This window comes from Labilithrix luteola (assembly GCF_001263205.1).
In the GTDB taxonomy this organism is placed as follows: Bacteria; Myxococcota_A; Polyangia; order Polyangiales; family Polyangiaceae; genus Labilithrix; species Labilithrix luteola.
Map to the genome: position 1 here is coordinate 11,967,645 of NZ_CP012333.1, position 16,000 is coordinate 11,983,644.

Annotated in this window: 14 protein-coding genes; 3 read left to right on the forward strand and 11 right to left on the reverse strand. The window is 66.6% G+C overall.

The features are described 5' to 3' along the window. Nucleotides 1–147 precede the first annotated feature (147 nt). Entirely contained in the window at nucleotides 148–2,046 is a 1,899-nt protein-coding gene (locus tag AKJ09_RS51685) for an MXAN_5187 family protein (protein ID WP_146655252.1), read from the reverse strand. Further along, a complete protein-coding gene (locus tag AKJ09_RS51690) occupies nucleotides 2,043–2,726 on the reverse strand; it encodes a cupredoxin domain-containing protein (RefSeq protein ID WP_146655253.1) in 684 nt (227 codons plus the stop codon). The genes AKJ09_RS51685 and AKJ09_RS51690 overlap by 4 nt, the downstream gene beginning before the upstream one ends. 79 nt (nucleotides 2,727–2,805) lie before the next feature. On the opposite strand from AKJ09_RS51690, the gene AKJ09_RS51695 reads away from it, so the two are divergent. Next, entirely contained in the window at nucleotides 2,806–4,899 is a 2,094-nt protein-coding gene (locus AKJ09_RS51695) for a hypothetical protein (RefSeq protein ID WP_146655254.1), read from the forward strand. 27 nt (nucleotides 4,900–4,926) lie between these two features. On the opposite strand, the gene AKJ09_RS51700 is transcribed toward AKJ09_RS51695, so the two are convergent. Then, nucleotides 4,927–6,306 carry a hypothetical protein gene (locus tag AKJ09_RS51700; RefSeq protein ID WP_146655255.1) on the reverse strand — a complete coding sequence of 460 codons (1,380 nt, stop codon included), beginning with the start codon at nucleotides 6,304–6,306 and terminating at the stop codon, nucleotides 4,927–4,929. A gap of 197 nt (nucleotides 6,307–6,503) precedes the next feature. Beyond that, entirely contained in the window at nucleotides 6,504–7,655 is a 1,152-nt protein-coding gene (locus AKJ09_RS51705) for a hypothetical protein (RefSeq protein WP_169928689.1), read from the reverse strand. Between the two features lie 165 nt (nucleotides 7,656–7,820). On the opposite strand from AKJ09_RS51705, the gene AKJ09_RS54045 reads away from it, so the two are divergent. Continuing rightward, complete coding sequence (locus AKJ09_RS54045) at nucleotides 7,821–8,372, forward strand: DUF4136 domain-containing protein (RefSeq protein WP_205634020.1); 552 nt, start codon at nucleotides 7,821–7,823, stop codon at nucleotides 8,370–8,372. A 9-nt stretch (nucleotides 8,373–8,381) separates the two neighbouring features. Here AKJ09_RS54045 and AKJ09_RS51715 read toward each other — a convergent pair whose 3' ends face one another. From AKJ09_RS51715 to AKJ09_RS51725, 4 genes are read right to left on the reverse strand one after another with little or no spacing between them, the layout of a single operon-like run. After that, on the reverse strand, nucleotides 8,382–9,272 hold the full coding sequence (locus tag AKJ09_RS51715) for an ion channel (RefSeq protein WP_169928691.1): 891 nt from the start codon (nucleotides 9,270–9,272) through the stop codon (nucleotides 8,382–8,384). A 14-nt stretch (nucleotides 9,273–9,286) separates the two neighbouring features. Further along, nucleotides 9,287–9,952: a hypothetical protein gene (locus AKJ09_RS54050; protein WP_169928692.1), complete on the reverse strand. Its 666-nt coding sequence runs from the start codon at nucleotides 9,950–9,952 to the stop codon at nucleotides 9,287–9,289. A gap of 27 nt (nucleotides 9,953–9,979) precedes the next feature. Further along, complete coding sequence (locus AKJ09_RS51720; protein ID WP_169928693.1) at nucleotides 9,980–11,215, reverse strand: sensor histidine kinase; 1,236 nt, start codon at nucleotides 11,213–11,215, stop codon at nucleotides 9,980–9,982. Between the two features lie 49 nt (nucleotides 11,216–11,264). Continuing rightward, nucleotides 11,265–13,448 (reverse strand): PAS domain S-box protein, encoded by a 2,184-nt coding sequence (locus tag AKJ09_RS51725; protein WP_240488913.1) that lies wholly within the window; start codon nucleotides 13,446–13,448, stop codon nucleotides 11,265–11,267. A 125-nt stretch (nucleotides 13,449–13,573) separates the two neighbouring features. Between AKJ09_RS51725 and AKJ09_RS51730 the strand changes: the two genes are divergently transcribed. Beyond that, a complete protein-coding gene (locus tag AKJ09_RS51730) occupies nucleotides 13,574–13,921 on the forward strand; it encodes a dihydroneopterin aldolase (RefSeq protein ID WP_240488914.1) in 348 nt (115 codons plus the stop codon). Between the two features lie 52 nt (nucleotides 13,922–13,973). Here AKJ09_RS51730 and ruvB read toward each other — a convergent pair whose 3' ends face one another. From ruvB to smpB, 3 genes are all read right to left on the reverse strand, one after another. Beyond that, the gene (ruvB, locus tag AKJ09_RS51735) at nucleotides 13,974–15,056 is read right to left on the reverse strand and encodes a Holliday junction branch migration DNA helicase RuvB (RefSeq protein ID WP_146655260.1); all 1,083 of its coding nucleotides are present in this window, start codon (nucleotides 15,054–15,056) and stop codon (nucleotides 13,974–13,976) included. Nucleotides 15,057–15,125: 69 nt separating this feature from the next. Then, a complete protein-coding gene (locus AKJ09_RS51740) occupies nucleotides 15,126–15,419 on the reverse strand; it encodes a hypothetical protein (protein WP_146655261.1) in 294 nt (97 codons plus the stop codon). After that, nucleotides 15,416–15,916, reverse strand: coding sequence for an SsrA-binding protein SmpB (gene smpB, locus AKJ09_RS51745; RefSeq protein ID WP_146655262.1), 501 nt, complete (start codon nucleotides 15,914–15,916; stop codon nucleotides 15,416–15,418). Before smpB ends, AKJ09_RS51740 begins: the two co-directional genes overlap by 4 nt. Nucleotides 15,917–16,000 lie beyond the last annotated feature (84 nt).

Here is a 16,000-nt window from a genome sequence, read left to right on the forward strand (position 1 = left end):
CGGCTCCGAAGTGCAAGCCTCGTTCCGTACGGCGCGCTCGGCTCCCCGACAGGCGCACGACCTTCAGAAACGAAAACGCCGGCGCGCGCTCTGGATGCGCGGCCGGCGTTTCGCGACGAATGTGCGGGACTTCCGTTCTCGGTCGCCTCAGTCGCGCACGGGCGTGGCCTTGAGTGAGGCGCGGCCCTCTTTGACGTAGACCGAGAACTTCACGCGCTTGCAGCCGTGGCGCTGGATGAGCGCGTCACGGTTCTTGGTAAGCGTCTGCTTGAACTTGTCGAACGTGAGGCCGTCGATCGGCTCGCCACATTCGCGCTTGGTCTTGAGGAACTCCTCGTAGACCGCGTGCCATTCCGCAGCGGGATCGGTGACGGCCGGACCGCCGCCGGTCGCGGCGATGAGGTCCGCCGACGGCTGCGCGACCATCGTCTGCTCTTCTTCTTCCTTGTCAGCCGCGTTGACGGCGGCCATCGCGGCGGGCTTCGTCGGAGGCGGCGCCGGATAGGCTGGCGCCCCCGCCGCGGCGACCGTCGCGCTGTGCGCATTGACCGGAGGCGGCGCGCCCGCTGCCGGTCCGGGCGGCGGGAGACCGGGAAGGTTCACGCCCGGCATCGCCTGGGTTCGATCCTGGATGCCGGGACGCGTTCCACCCGGGATGGGCGGCGCGTTCGGACGGTTCAGGGGCGGCGGCGGTCCATTGGGAACGCCGGGCGGAGCGGGACGATTCGCACCGGTGGGCGCAGGCGGCCCCTGGGGCGCGGGGGGGCCGGGCGGAACTTGCGGCACGGCCTGAGGCACCGCCGACGCGTCGGCCATGGGGAAGGAGAACGCGCTCATGCTGGGCTGCGCAGGCACCGGGCCCAAGATGGACTCGAGGTCGGCCGGCTTGCGCGCCGTTCCACCGCCTTTTTCGACGACGCGCTGGATGCCCGCGTTGATGTCGGAGGCGATCGGACGATAGCCGCCGCGGAACTGCGGGAGCGACAGCACGTCGATCTCCCCCCTCTTCAAGCGCGCTGCCTGACGCGCCATCTCGCGCATCGGAAGCGAGCTCTCGAGGAACGAGAAGAGGATGCCGATCGCCGACGCGCCCACGACGAGCGCCGCGACGATCCAGAGCTTCACGTTCTTCTTGTCCTGATCGTCGGCGCCCTGGATGAAGCCCATCGCCGTCGGGATGGAGACCTTCGGACGCGCGACCGCGAAGCCTGCGTTGAGCTCCCACGCTTCGCCGGGGAGACGCACGAAGAGCACGCCGCCCTTCTCACCGTCGCCGAGCGGGCGAACGTCGGTACGGCCGCCTTCCTTGAACTGCTTGTCCTCGTAGACAGCCTTCAGATCGGCCCCGAGCGCTTCGAGCGAGTTCTCCTCGAAGCCCTCGGTGCTGGCCGCGCGCGCGATATTCTGACCGAGCGCATAGAACGCGATGTTCGTGCGCGTGCGCTTGCCGATTTCCTTGGCGAAGCTGTTGTCGACCCAGCGGAGGCCGACGACGGCGCCGAGCGGCGGCTGACCCACTTCGTCTTCGACGGGGCGGGTCACGACGCGCGCGATGCGGCCGCCCCAAACCCACGTGTCGTCGCGGAGGAAGCCGTGGAGCGCATCGAACACGGCGGCGTAACCACCGAGCTCGAACTCGGGGAACGCGTTGGCGCTGTCGTAGCCGACCTGTGCGACGACGCGGCCGTCACGATCGGTGACGAACAGCGCATCGTTCTTGTACTCGGCCGGCAGCTTCTCGTTGAACGCGCGAAGGGCCTTCGCGCCCTCCTCCTTGGAGGTCGGCGGAATCGGGTCCTTGGCGTTGGCGGCACGGAGTGCCTTGCCGACCGCGGGATCGGCCGCAGCGAGGAGCAAGACGTCGAGACGACGGCGGGCATCGAGCTGCAACGCCCAGCTCACGGACTGACTGTCCGACTTGAGCGTCTCTTCCATCGCCGCGCCATTGCGGCGGTTGTACTGCCCGACAGCGAGCGACACGACGTAGTACGCCGCTGCCAGGAGCAGCGCGAGGATCACGTACCAGATGCGCGACAGGATCATCATTTCGAATCCGCCCCTTCGGCGACGCCCACGTTGAACGGATCCTTCAGTTCGAGTGTGGAGCGATCTTTGGCGTTGAAGGGAAGCGGCTTACCGACCTGCTTTCCTCCGAAGTATGCCTTCAGCACGTACTCACCCTGGGGCAGCGCGAAGCTGAAGGCTCCGTCACGGCTCGGGTAGGCGATCTGGACCACCTGCGGATCGACCACGATGAACGTGCGAATGCTCGGGAAGAGCTCGTCACGGACCTCGTACTTTCCAGGCCCGGGCGCAGACCACGTGCGCGCCGCGTTGGGCTGGAGATCCTCCGCCTTCATCGTCGCCTGACCGACGATGTAAAGGCGGTGCTTGAACGGGTCGAAGTTCTTGAACGCGAGCGGCGTGCCCGGCGTCACCGCGATGGTGGTCGGGAACACGCGCCCGCCCGTCACCGTCATGCGGATCGGCTCTTGCGGGCCGCTGTTCTCCGAACGCGTCGCCGCGATGCAGAGGTCGCGCGACGGACTTCCGGACAGCGTCCGGAACTGCGCGGCGACGGATGGCGAGGGCTCACGCCACGCCCATCGACGCGACTCGGGCTTGGCCGATTCCGCGTAGACGTCGAGGACGAGTTTGTCCTGCCCAGTGATCTTCCCTTTGACATTGGGACCCCCGGCCCGAACTCCGACCGAAAGAAGCGCCAACGCCGAAAGCACCCCGAGAGCGAGTCTTCTTCGCATTGAGACCGGACGAGGGTAACCCAAAAACGCTATCCTCTTCCATGTGCTGCTCGAGGACGGGACGGAGACCCCGGACGGACCCGACGAAGATGCCCCGACGACGGCCGGGGATACATCGGGGGACACGTCGGCGTTGCAAGCCTCTGGGGCCCTCGAAAGCGGGGCCGGCCAGCCGAGTCACGCGTCCGTCACCGACGAGGACGACCTCCCTCCGGCGAGCTCCGCCGAGCCTCTCGTGCCTATTTTTCTCGAGCCGCGTGGCGATCGGCTGGGGCCGCTGGTGTTCCGGCACGGAGCCCACCCGCCCTTCGCCATACGCTGGTACGGCATCACCTCCCTATTTGGGCACTTAAGGAACTTCGTCGCCCGCGCCATCGCCACCGAGTCGGTCGACTCGCGTGACTGGATGAGGCCCAATGCGCCCGAGGAGCTCCTGCGGGCCACGGTGAGCGTGCTGCGAGGCGGTCAATCGCGCACGTCCTCCCCGGACGGCGATCCCCAGGCCGGCAATGGGCCGCTCGGCACCACCAAACCGGCGGCGAGCTTGGTCGAGGCCCTGGATCGGCCCGTGTGGATCGACTTCGTGGCCGACACCGGCGACGATCGCGACGTGAGCGCGGGCGTGGGCGAGATGCTCGCGTCGACCTACGAATGCGCGGACGATGCCGGACACAAGCGCACACTGCCCCGTGGCGATCTGCTCGTGTTCGGCGGCGACGTCGCCTACCCGGTTGCAACGGCAGACGAAATCTACAAGCGACTCGTACTTCCGTGGAACGAGCAGCTCCGTAGGACCCGCGCGAGCAACCGCAAGCGCGTCGTCCTCGGCGTGCCCGGCAATCACGATTGGTATGACGGCCTCGACGGCTTCGGACGTCTCTTCCGCCGGAGCGTCGACGAACCGTTCCGCACCGACGATGTCGATCCGACACCAAAGCTCGGACGGAAGCTCCGGATCCGCACCGGCCGCAAGGTCGGTCTCGTCGCACGCCAGCTCCATCTCGACGAAGTCGGCGGTGCGTACGGGTTGATCGTCGCCTTTGGACGATCGGTGAAAGCCTTCTTCTCCGGCGTCGGCATTCGGCGGCGACGACGCCTCGTCTTGCGCGGGTACGAGCCGGTGCAAGAGGCCAGCTACTTCGCGCTGCCTCTCGCGCCAGGCCTCGACCTGTTCGGCGCCGATCGCCAGCTCGGTCGCGTCGACTTCCGGCAGCGTTCGTATTTCACCCGCTGGCGACGCGCCCACGCCGATCGCGCAGTGCTGTTCGTGGCCGGCGACCCCGCCATGGCCTACGGGCTACGCAACGATCCCGGCGCGCGCATGCTCGCGGCCTGCAAGCTCAGTCTCGAGCGCGATCGCATCTTCTACATCGCGGGCGACTTCCATCACTACGAGCGGCGGCGCGTCGATCGATCGATGCACGTCATCGCCGGCGGCGGCGGCGCGTTCTTGCACGGCACGCGCATCGGCCCGTATCCGAAGCCGTCGGGCCCGCCGGACGCGGCCTACCCGAACGCCGTCCAGTGCCGGAAGCTCGTGGCCGAAGTTCCCGTGCGCCTCACGCTCTTCCGCGCCGGTGCGCTCGTCCACGTCGCGCTCGCGCTGCTCGCCTCGCTCCAGTTGTGGGCCGCACGAAACGGCACCCATACGCTGGTTTTCACGTCGATCGCGATGGCAACCGCGCTCACGTTCGGCCTCTACTTCATCGCTCACCAGGGCCAGGAGAAGCGCGGCATCGCCTTCGTCGCGGCGCCCTTCGGCGTGGCGCTGGGGCTCTTGCCGATGGCGCTTCGTCTCTCGACCAGTCGCCTTCCCGCCATGGCCGGCGACACCGCCGTCATCATCGCCTCGGCGTTCGGCGGCTCGTTCGTCTTCGGCATCTACCTCACGATCCTCGCCGTCCTCGGCTTCGAGCATCAGCAAGCGTTCACGGTGCTCGGGCACCCCGGGTTCAAACACTTCGTGCGTCTCTGCGTGCACCGCGACGGACGCATCGAAGGTTGGACCGTGGGCAAGGACGACGTCCTCGTGAAAGGTCCGCCGGCGCTCATCGACAAGTTCGTCTGGACGCCGGGCCCGCCCGAGCCGCCGAAGCCGGGGCCGCGCGGTAGCCGCCGACCTCCCGCAGGATCATGAACGCGCCATCCTGACTGAGGCCGCAGCCTACTTCTGGCGCGGACGACGACGGACGAAGACGAGCGCGACGAGCCCGAGAAGTCCGGCTCCGCCACTGCTTGCACGGCCGCCGACACCACAGCCATCGCTGCCGCCGTCGCTCCCGTCCGCCGCGCCGCTGCCGCTCGACCCCGACGAACCCGACGAACCCGACGTGCCCGGCCCGCCCTCCGATCCGGTTCCGCCATCGAGTGTCGCCGCAGGACCAGTCCCGAACTCGAAGGCGCCGATGTCGATCGTGCCAACGTCGGGGCGACGCTCGGCGGTGCCGGGAGCGAGGAGCGTCCGCCGCGGCGGGTGAAAGAGCGGTCGCGCGAGAGGCGATGGGAAGTCGTGCCCGGGAGGCTCGCTCACCGAGAGGGTTCCGTTGTCGACGAGCGGACTATCCGCCTTCAGCGAGAAGTCGTTCGAGGCCGCATTCGTGAAGCCAGGGTCGCCGCCGGTCAGATTCCCGGTCCACCCCGAAGGCGCCGCGGTGAGGCTCGCGAGGAGCCAGTTGTTCTGACCGGAGATCTGCTCTCCCGAGACCCAGCTCGCCTCGGTCTCGCGCACGATCTTGTAGCCCTGCCCCGGTGACCAGAAGGCGTTGTCGTGCATTTCGATCGAATCGACGCCGTCGAACACACGAAATACCGTGGAGCCTTCACCGAATCCGATGAACGTATTGTTGAGGAATCGATATCGCCCCTTCGAGTCCCCCGTTCCGTCTCCGCCCACGCGCACGAAGTTGAAATCCGAGCGCTTGACGAGGACGTTGCCGACGACGTCGGAGTCTTCACGTTTCAAATCGGGATCGATGCCACCCTCGGGGTCCGGCCCGATCAGCTCGAGCTCGTGATAGAACGCGCCCTCGACCCAGTTGTAATAAATCTCGTTTCGCTCGGCGCGTGATTTGACGTTGTTGCCGCCGTTGCCGTCGTGGACGTAGCAGAACTGCATGCGAAAGACGGAGCCGGGGTGGGCCGCTTCGTCGGTCGCCATGTAAATCTGATGGTATTTGTCGCCGGCGCCACACTTGTAGACTTCGGAATACTCGAGGAGCATCGACCCCGAGTCGTTGTCCGCGCCGAGAATTCCCTGCCCCGGGCAGTCGTGAATCACGCTGTCTCGAAGGGTGATGTCGTCGGCGTGGTGGAAGAAGCAACGCCCCGTACCGCCGGTAATCTCGAGTCCTTCGAATACGTAATGATCGCCCGAGGCCTGGATCGTATTCGTTCCGCCGCTCAGAATCGGCCGCTTGCCGTTCACCTTCACACCGCGAATCGTGATCTTCGCGGCGGCCATTCCCGAGCGATCGAAGCTCACCGACGGATACGTGGCGTCACCGTCGAGCTCGACGACGTCGCCGGCGGCCAGCTTGTCGGCCACCGCGCCCAGATCCTTGTTCGTGCGACTCGGCCCGACTTGGTACGTCGTCGCCCACGCCGAGGACGAGACGCCAAGGACCAAAAGACCAACAAGGACGCCAAGGCTCGTACGACGCATTCGACCGAGTTTGATGGACGGCGCCACCAAACTCAATCAATCCTCCGTACCCGAACGCATTTGGCACTTTGGGCGCCAGGTCACTTCAAGACGTCGTTCAGATCGACCTGGTACACAGGGCCTTCGGCGCCGACGGAACCGCTCGGCGACGTGAGCCCGGTGACGAAGAGCGTGCCTTTGTGGAGGGCGACGGGGTCGACATACGTGATTCGCCCGTCGGTCTCGTTCTGGGTGTCGAGCAAGATGGGCTGCACGGCGCGCGACCTCAGGTTGTACGCGAAGATTCCAGCGCCGCCCGTGTAGACGAGCCAGTCGCCGTAGCGACAGTGGCCGGGGCCGCTCGTCCGCGACGAAAAGTAGTGCGCCGAGCCATGGGAGTCCGTGAGGCGATAGGACAATCCCCGGAGCTCGGCGGAGAGGTCCCGAACGACGTTCTCCTGGTAGTCGAAGAACTTCAAAGCCGTGGCTTCCTCCCAGACGACGCCGTCGACGTCGAAGCTCACGGCGCCCGAGATCTCCGTCTCGTTTCTCATGGGCGTGGCTTCCCGAGTCTGCAGGTCGACGCGCCACAGGCGGCCCGATTCGACGAGCATGAGCGTCGTGTTGTCGACCGCGAAGTCCATGAAGATGCCGACCTTGATCCCCGCCTCTTCGAGCGTGAAGAGCTTCGTCGCCTTCTGCTCGCCGGCACCGACCTTCCAGATCGTGTGAGCGGCGCCGGTCGTGACGACGTAGAGCGCGGCGCCGCTCACCGCGTAGGCCCAGTACTTCTGTTCATCCGTCGGCGCATCGAACTCGACGGCGCCCTCGGGCGCGTTCGCGGCTCGAGCGTCGAAGAGCTCATAACGAACCTTGTCGCCGCGCAACGCCGCCGTGGCCACGACGCCGCTCGAAGCGCGGAAGTTGTTGTCGTCGCCAGCGCCGATGCCGAACTCGTAATCGACCGTCGTGTCGTGGTCCGCGTCGTGGCTGTGGAGGACCGGCGCCATTCCCGGATAGGTCTTCCAGTAGAGGACGTTGCCGTGCGCTTCGAGCTCCATGGCCGAGTCGTCCAGGGCCTTCGTACGATGCTCCTCGAGCTGCTTCGTGATGGCGTCGAATTTCTGCATGTCGGCGTCGGTCGCCGCGGGCGTCCCAGCGTGCGACGAGGGCGTGGGATTGGGCGTCGTCGGAACGAGACATCCCGCGAAGACGGAGCAAGCGAGGGCGACGAGGGCTGCGCGACCGAGCATGGCCCCGAATACGGCGCCTCCGGGTCATCTCTTCCCTGCCGCCCCGCGCGAGTCCTCCGAACGGAGCGGGGCCATCCGTCCCCCCCATCGGGCCCCGCTCGAACGAGTCGTCGTCCGCGCGTCACCGTCGCGAGGGATGGCACGACGCGTGAATTGCCACGGTTCATGATGCGTACGCCATGGCTAGCGATGGCCGTGCTGGTTGCAGCTTGCAGCAGTACCGGCCCGCAGAAGGTCAAGACCCCGAGCAAAGCTCAAACCGCGGATCTCACGCACTACCGGACCTACGCGCAGGAGACGGCGCAAGAGGCACCGGTGGGCTTCGAGCTCACGTCGCTCGCGCCGGAGGTCGATCAAGCAATGCGAGCGAGCGTCGACGAGGAGCTCGCGAAGCGGGGCTACGTGCAGGCGCCTGCCAGCTCCGCCGATCTCGTCGTACGCAATGCTTCGGGCCGCCGAAAAGTCATCCTGGCACCGGCCGGGCAGACGCTCCTCGTCGGCGCGCCGGAGAGGGTGGCAACGCAGGCCGAGCTCGTGATCGACATCTTCGATCGCTCGTCGGGCGATCAGGTCTTTCACGGCTTTGCGCAGGAAGAGGTCGAGCCCGGCAGGGTCAAGGAGAAGAAGATCTCCCACGCCGTGTCGAAGGTGCTCGCAAAAGTGCCGACCTCGCTCGAGACAGCGAAAGCCCCAGCGGCGTTCGAAGCGCAGCGCTGAACGGTCGCCTCAGGACGCCGTCGGAAACGGAAACGACTCCGTGGGTTCCGACGGCGTGAGGTCGTGGAAGCGACGAACGTCGAGCTGCATGCGACCGTCGGGGAGCTCACTGAGGACGTCTGCCAGACGAGCGCCCCAGACGATGTCCGAATGCAGATAGCGATAGCGACCGTGGACGGGTTGCAGCACCGTGTCGTCCGTGCCGGCGACGGTGATGATCAGCTCGACCTCCTGCATCGTACAGCTCGACGGCGTCGCACCGTAGAGAGGACTCGCTTCGGTGATGGGGTGCATGACCGTCCACGAGCGGGCGAGCGCGGGAGTTCGCTCGCGGGCGAGCTCGAGATCGTGCATTCGGTAGAAGACGATTCCTTCGCTGGTCTTCTCCGTGCGAACGAGCACGGCTCGCACGTTTGCCTCGACGATGGTGTTCGAGCGATCGTTGCCCACGCGGAGCATGAGCGTGGGAACGCCGTTCATGGGCGCGATGCAGGCGTTGCGAGAAAAGACGAGAAGCCCCGTGGCGCGCGAAAAGCGCGCGAAGACGATGCCCGTTGCAAGCGCCGAGAACATGACGCTCACCACGGCTTCGATGACGACGATGAAGTGCGCCGAGTTCGTCGACGGATACATGGCGCCATAGCCGATGGTGCCCATCGTCTGGACGCTGAAATAGAACGCGTCTCGGAACGATCCCGGGGCAGCGTTGGCAACGCCGCCGCTCGCGACGTACGCGCACGCGAAGACCAGATTCAAGAGCACGAACGTGCCCGAAATGACCGCGAACGCGACCGGCCAGGATGCTCGAAGGAGCAGATGGTAGACGTCGCGGAGCGGGTGATGACTGGCCCCGACGACCACGAGGTCGTCCCCGAACTGCGTTATGAGAGGAGGTGCCACGACGGTGCGCGACGCTACTGCGTCACGTGCGCGGGCTTCTTGCCTTTGCCGGCGCTCTTCGGCTTGCCCTGGGCGCTCGAGCGGCGTGCCGACTCGTGCTCGCAACGCTCGGCGCAGCGGACGGTGGTCCGCCCTGGCAACGTCACTGAAATGTTCGACGACGACGCCGCGCTGTCGAAGCAGCCCGTGTCACCGCGCGAAGGATCGACGTCGAACTCCGACAGCTTGCCGTTCGAGTCGAGGCGGAGGTGCATCATCGGAGAGCCGTGCCGCTTCCATGCGTCCGCTGACTCGCACGTTCGCATCCTCGAGAGCGCCGGCTCGAGCGCCGTGCGAACCTGAGCGGTTTCCTCGGCCGTAAGCAACATGCGCGTGGCGCCCGACGCCTCGTAGCAAGACAGAGGGCATGCGTCCGCGGGAGGAGGAGACGGCGCAGCAGCGGCCACGGCCGTCGAGCTCGGCTCGGGCGCCGGCGCAGGGCGCGAAGCCACCGTTCCGGTCGATGCCGGCGGAGCTCCGGAGAACGCGCCGTCGATGTCGCTGTCCGTCGAGGCCTGCGATTCGTTGGCCGACGCCGACGTCTTCACCTTGCCGTGCACTGCACAGCCCACGGTGAGCACCGACGTCGCGAGCACGGCAACGCCGGCGAGCCCCACGAACCACGACGGACGGTTCTTCAATGCTCTTTTCCTCTCTCGCGCGGTGGCTCAGGCACCAGCCGTGGGGAACGCGAGCACGAAGCGCGCGCCGCCGCTGGCACTGCGTTCGGCGCGGATCTCGGCGCCATGATTGTCGACGATGTTCTTGACGATCGAGAGCCCCAGGCCCGTGCCGCGACCGTCGACCTTGGTCGTAAAGAACGGCGCGAAGATCGCTTGGAGGTGATCGGTGGCGATGCCGTGACCGTTGTCGTCGACGAACACGATGACGTGCGTGCGCTCCTCGTTGAGCTGCGTAGAGACGGCGAGCACCCCGCCGTCGGCGGGCATCGCGTGGCACGCATTCGTGAACAGGTTGACGAAGACCTGCACGAGCTGCTCCGGCATGCCGCGGACCGTGGGCACGTCGTCGCCGAACACACGCTCGACGTCCGCGCCGTGCTGCGCGATCACGTGCTCGCAGAACGCGAGCGCTTGCTCGATGACGTGGCGAATCGAGACCGGCACCGGCACTTCGCTCGAAGGGCGCGCGTACGCCACGAGGTCGCGCGTGAAGCGGAGAATGCGGCTCGAGGATTCGCCGATTCGGCGCAAGCGCTCGAGGCTGTCGGGATCCCCGGTCGGCCCGGCCTTGCGAATGAGCCAATCGGTGTAGGCGACGATCGACGTGAGCGGGTTGTTCAGCTCGTGGACGACGCCGGCGGCGATCTGCCCGAGACTGGCGAGCTTCTCCGCCTGCACCATGTGCGAGTTGAGGACGCGGAGCTCGCGTGCGTCGGCTGTAGCCTTGGCATGCGCACGCGCGAGGCCGAGGCCCCGCTCGAGGGCGAGTGCTGCACGCCTCACGACGTGCATCATCGGCGTATCGTGTTCTTCGACGCGCGCGTCGTCGCTGGAGATGTGGAGCGTGGTGCCGTGGGGCTCGACCTCGAGGACGCGCTCGTAAGCGAAACCAGGAAACATGCGCGTGGGGTCGACGCCCAAAGCGCGGTGTTCTTCGCCGTCGGGAACGTATTTGAAGAGGCGCTGCTCGCCGGGGGACGGGAGCGTTGCGTCGGGGCTCGACGAAGAACGCGGAGGGGGCGTCACCAGACAGGCGCCGACGCCGAACGTGGGGAAGATCTCACCCACGGCGCGAACGAGGAAGGCGACGACGGCGACTTCGCCCTCCGCCACCGGCATCTCGCACGCGGCGAGGAGAAGGCGATCGAGCCAGGCCGCCTCGACGTCGGTCGCCGACGCCGCGGAGACGAGTGTCTCGCGACTGATCGGCACGGACGACACCGTGACTCTCTCCTGCACCTCCGCCTCCCGTTTCGCCGGTCGGTTCATGCTACTCCCGCTCGCCCCTGCTCCCGACAGCGGGCTTCAGGACAATGGTTCCATCGGGGCGACGCTCAATTTCAGTCTTTCGCGTGCCGGTCGTCTCGTGGTCGCCCCCGCTATCCCCCTCGTCCGATGCCCTCGCCTGCGGTGCGATCTCGCTCGTGAGCGCGCTCGCGACGGGGACGTCCGCGTCGCTTGCACGATCCAGGTCGAGGATCTTCTGTTTGCCGACGTAACTCTTGGTCTCGTACTTCGTGATCTTGCCGATCTTGCGGACGATTTCCGCCATGCGTTCGGCTTCGCCTTCGATGACTTCGGCGGCGCCCGACGCAGGCGTGCCTGCCTGGAGCAGCCGTCGCAAGAGCGTTGCGTAATTGAGGACGCTCGTGAGCGGCTGATTCAATTCGTGTGCCGCCGCGCCTGCCAGCTCGGCGACGATCGCTTGCCGCTCTTGCGCGAGGAGCTGCTCCTGCGCCTGCTGGAGTTGCTGCTCCATGCGCATCTTCTCGCGGAGATCGGTGAAGATGCCGACGCTGCCGACCGGCGTGTCGCCGTCGTGGATGAGCGCGCCGGAGAACGAAACGGGAACGGTCACGCCGTTCGAGTCGACGATGTCGAGCTTCATGCCGTCGATGCGGCCGCCCCCATCGCGAATCAGCTTCATGACCTTCTTCGCGACGCCCTCGGGGTAGAGTGCCCGGACGTCGGTGCCGAGGACTTTGTTGCTCGGCTTGCCGTAGATGCGTTCGGCAGCGCGATTGAAGAGCAGCACGTTGCCGTGCATGTCGCAGCTGATGATGGCGTCCATCGAAGCGTCGATGACGCGCCGGAGCGAGTCCTTCGTCTTGACGAGCTCCGCTTCGACCTCGCGTTGGCGCGTGACGTCACGGAAGGAGCAGAGCACCGCCCCTTCTTCGCGTTGCACGCCGGCGAAGCTCACGTTGACGATGAGCGGCTTGCCGCCTCGCGCGATGATCCCGATATCGACGTCTTTCGGGAACACGCCTCGCAAGAAGCCGGTGCGAAGCTGCTCGCCGCGGCCGATCTCATCGCTCGAGAAGATCTCCTCCAGGCGGCGGCCGCGGAGGTCGTGCTCTTCGTAGCCGGTGATTTCGCGCGCCTTCGGGTTCGCAAAGAGCAATCGCCCTTCGGGATCGATGACGACGATGCCGTCGGCCGAGCTGTCGAAGAAGTCCGCGTACCGCTGCAGCGAGCGCATGCGGCGCTCGGCCTCGAAGCGCGCGACCGTGACTTGCTGCGTTTGATCGCGAAGCGACTGCAGCACGCGCGCATTACGAAGCGCGATGGCCATCGCGCTCGCAATGGTCTGGCACACGGCGAGCTCCCGTTCGCCGAAGACGCCCGGCTTGCGTGAGCGGAGAAAGAGAACGCCGAGCGGTCGGTCCTCGTAGAGGATCGGAAGGATACAGAGGGAGGCGAACGCTGCACGGCCCTGCCCTCCCGCGCGGACGATCTCCATGAGCGGATGCGTGGCCGCGTCTTCCACGACGAGGGGCTCGCCGCTCGTGAGCACTTCCTGGATCTCGGGGTACTTCGTGAGATCGATGGGAAGGTCGCGAAGCTGCTCGTCGTCCGAAGCAGCGACGACGTAACCGACTTGCTCTTGCTCGCGAACGAGCACGATCGAGACGCGGTCGACCTTCGCCACCTCGGCGATGCGCTGGACGACCGTGAAGAGGATGCTCCGGAAATCCAGGTTCGACGCCATCGCCTGGGCGAGCTCGAGCACGAGCTTGGCGTCACGTTCACGGCGCGCGAGCGCATCCATTGCTGCCCGCAAGCGCAGCTGTCCACGGACGCGGGCCACGAGCTCAACCGGCTTGAAGGGCTTTCGAACGAAGTCGTCCGCGCCGGCCTCGAAAGCTTTGGCGATCTCCTCGTCGGCCTCGAGCGCGGTGAGCACGACGACGGGAAGGTCACGCGTCTCTGGCCGAGCTCGGAGGATGCGGAGGATCTGGTAGCCGTCCGGCTGCGGCATCACGAGATCGAGCAGCACGATCGACGGGTGAGCTTTGTCGATCTGTGCAAGAGCTTCGGCGCCGGAGCCCACGGCGACATGCTCGAGCTTCGCGCCAGCAAGCGCCTGCCCGAGGACATGGCGAGACACCATGTCGTCGTCGACGACGAGCACCGGACCACCGCTCACGACATTGAGTGTATCGGTCCGCATCGTTTGGGCGCAACCGCTACTCCTAACGAACGGCCCGGTTCGCGAAGGCCTTTCGGGGACGAACGGCTTTCGTCACAATGCGCTCCTCCCACATGCCTCCTGTAGCCTCGACGTACCGCATCCACATGCGCGGAATCCGGTTCCGCGCCCATCACGGAGTCACCCGCGCCGAGCGCGGTTTGGCTCAAGATTTCATTGTCGATGTCGACATGGACCTCCCCGTCAGCGTCTTGCCGCGGCGCGACGAGCTCAGACAGGTCTTCGACTACGACAAGGTCTCGACCGTCGTGGTGGGTGAAGGCACGAGCGGCTCGTACCGGTTGCTGGAGACATTGGCACAACGCCTGGCAAGTCGCCTCCTCGAGGAGACGCCGGCCCTCTCGGCGACCGTCGAAATCCGCAAGATGGCGCCCCCGACCACCGCCTCGGTCGAGCAGGTCTCCGTCGAAGTGCGGCTCGACCGCCAGCGCTAATCAGCGAACCAACGGCGAGCGCTGTCCGCGAAGGGCGGCGCTCGTCGAGGTTTCACTTGCTGCCGTCGTCGAAGAGGTCTTTTTGCTTCGCGACCACGGGGCCGGCGAACGGCAACTTCAGGTGCTCGTAGGCGCGACGCGTGGCGATGCGGCCGCGCGGGGTGCGCCCGAGGTAGCCCTGCTGGAGCAAGTACGGCTCGTAGACGTCTTCGACCGTGTCGCGCGGCTCGCCGAGCGCGGCAGCGAGGGTCTCCACGCCGACGGGTCCCCCGTCGTAGTCCTCGATGATGATGCGGAGGAGACGGCGGTCCATCTCGTCGAAGCCGGCGCTGTCGATGTCGAGGCGGTCGGCTGACTTCTGGACGATGGCCTCGTCGATCTTGCCCGTGCCGAGCACCTCGGCGAAGTCGCGCACGCGGCTGAGAAGACGGTTCGCGATACGAGGCGTGCCGCGCGAGCGACGCGCAATCGAGAGCGCCGCGTTCGACGCGATGGCGATCCCGAGCAGATTCGCGCTGCGGGTGACGATCTTCGCCAGGTCTTCCTCGGGATAGAAATCGAGGCGGATCGTTTGGCCGAAGCGAGACTGGAGCGGCGCCGTGAGAAGGCCCGTGCGCGTGGTCGCGCCGATGAGCGTGAAGGGCTGAACCGGGATCTGGATGGACGAAGCGAACGCGCCGTCGCCGGTCATGACGTCGATCCGGAAGTCTTCCATCGCCGGGTAAAGGCTCTCCTCGACCACCGGATTGAGGCGATGGATCTCGTCGATGAAGAGGATGTCGTTCCTCCCGAGCTTCGTGAGTAGCCCGGCGAGCGCGCCCTTGTGTTCGACCACGGGCCCGTTCGTCATGTGCAGCTCGACGCCCATTTCGTGGGCCAAGATCTGCGCGAGCGTGGTCTTGCCGAGGCCCGGGGGCCCGGAGAGCAGCAAGTGATGGAGCGGCTCGCTCCGGCGGCGCGCCGCCTCGACGAACACGCGGAGGTTGTCCTTGTGCTTCGTCTGGCCGACGTAGTCGTCGAGCGTCTTGGGGCGAAGGGAGCGATCGATACGGAGATCGTCGGCCTGGGCCTCGGCACCGATGGTGCGTTCCCGGGCTGCCTCGTGATCGACCTTCGGCTCGCCTCGCTTCGCCATCGTGCTTCCCTAGTTAATAGAAATGCCGCCGTCCGAGAAGTGTCGACCGGTCGCGCGCAAGCCCGGCAGCTAGGTGGCCGGTGTGCCCGCGGCGAGAGCCGCGAGGCGGTCGCGGAGCTCTCGATTCGCGTCGATCAGGCGCCCTCGGAGGGTGAAGGTGCCGTCGGCTTCGAGCTTCGAGCCATGGATCTTCACGCGCACGTCGGCAGCCGGTTCGACGTTCAGGCGCCCATCGATACGCGACCCCGGCGGCGAAGGAATCGACGAGCGAAGCGTCACCACGTCGTCTTGCACGACGACGAACGACGCCCAGCCGCCCTTCACCCAGGTGAGATGGCCGACCTGGCCTTCCGAACCGCTCATCCGCGCTCCTTCCGCGCACGGCCCATCGCCGCGCGCGCCTCACGCTCTGCCGTCTTCGAGGCGATGTCGCGTCGCTTGTCCTGGGTCTTCTTGCCCTTGGCGAGCCCGAGCTCCACCTTCACGTGACCGCGCTTGAAGTAGAGGCGCAGCGGCACGAGCGTGTAGCCCTCGCGCGCGATCGCGCGGTCGATGCGGGCGATCTCCGACTTGCGCACGAGCACCTTGCGCGAGCGGCGCGGCTCGTGAGGAAACGCGACGGCGCGCTCGAACGGTGCAATGTACATCTGCTTGAGCCAGAGCTCGCCGTTCTCGACGCTGGCGTAGGCATCGACGAGCTCGACCTTGCCGTCGCGCATCGACTTCACTTCACTGCCGACGAGCACGAGGCCGCCCTCGAACTTGTCCTCGACGGCGTAGTCGAAGGTCGCACGGCGGTTCGTGACGATCACCTTCTGGATCGAATCGTCACTGTCGTTTTTCTTCGCCGGCGCGCCCATGGGAAAGAGCGGTTTAGCACGGGAAAGCGAGGTCGCGGGGCCTATCCAGCGCGAACTGCAGCCCCGGATGCGGGTTTTGGCCGG

Excerpts from the sequence above, each read along its gene's own strand:
- AKJ09_RS51685 (WP_146655252.1), bottom strand. The coding sequence starts at position 2,046 with ATGATGATCCTGTCGCGCATCTGGTACGTGATCCTCGCGCTGCTCCTG.
- AKJ09_RS51705 (WP_169928689.1), bottom strand. The coding sequence starts at position 7,655 with ATGCTCGGTCGCGCAGCCCTCGTCGCCCTCGCTTGCTCCGTCTTCGCG.
- AKJ09_RS54045 (WP_205634020.1), top strand. The coding sequence starts at position 7,821 with ATGATGCGTACGCCATGGCTAGCGATGGCCGTGCTGGTTGCAGCTTGC.
- AKJ09_RS51725 (WP_240488913.1), bottom strand. The coding sequence starts at position 13,448 with ATGCGGACCGATACACTCAATGTCGTGAGCGGTGGTCCGGTGCTCGTC.
- AKJ09_RS51730 (WP_240488914.1), top strand. The coding sequence starts at position 13,574 with ATGCGCGGAATCCGGTTCCGCGCCCATCACGGAGTCACCCGCGCCGAG.
- ruvB (WP_146655260.1), bottom strand. The coding sequence starts at position 15,056 with ATGGCGAAGCGAGGCGAGCCGAAGGTCGATCACGAGGCAGCCCGGGAA.
- AKJ09_RS51740 (WP_146655261.1), bottom strand. The coding sequence starts at position 15,419 with ATGAGCGGTTCGGAAGGCCAGGTCGGCCATCTCACCTGGGTGAAGGGC.
- smpB (WP_146655262.1), bottom strand. The coding sequence starts at position 15,916 with ATGGGCGCGCCGGCGAAGAAAAACGACAGTGACGATTCGATCCAGAAG.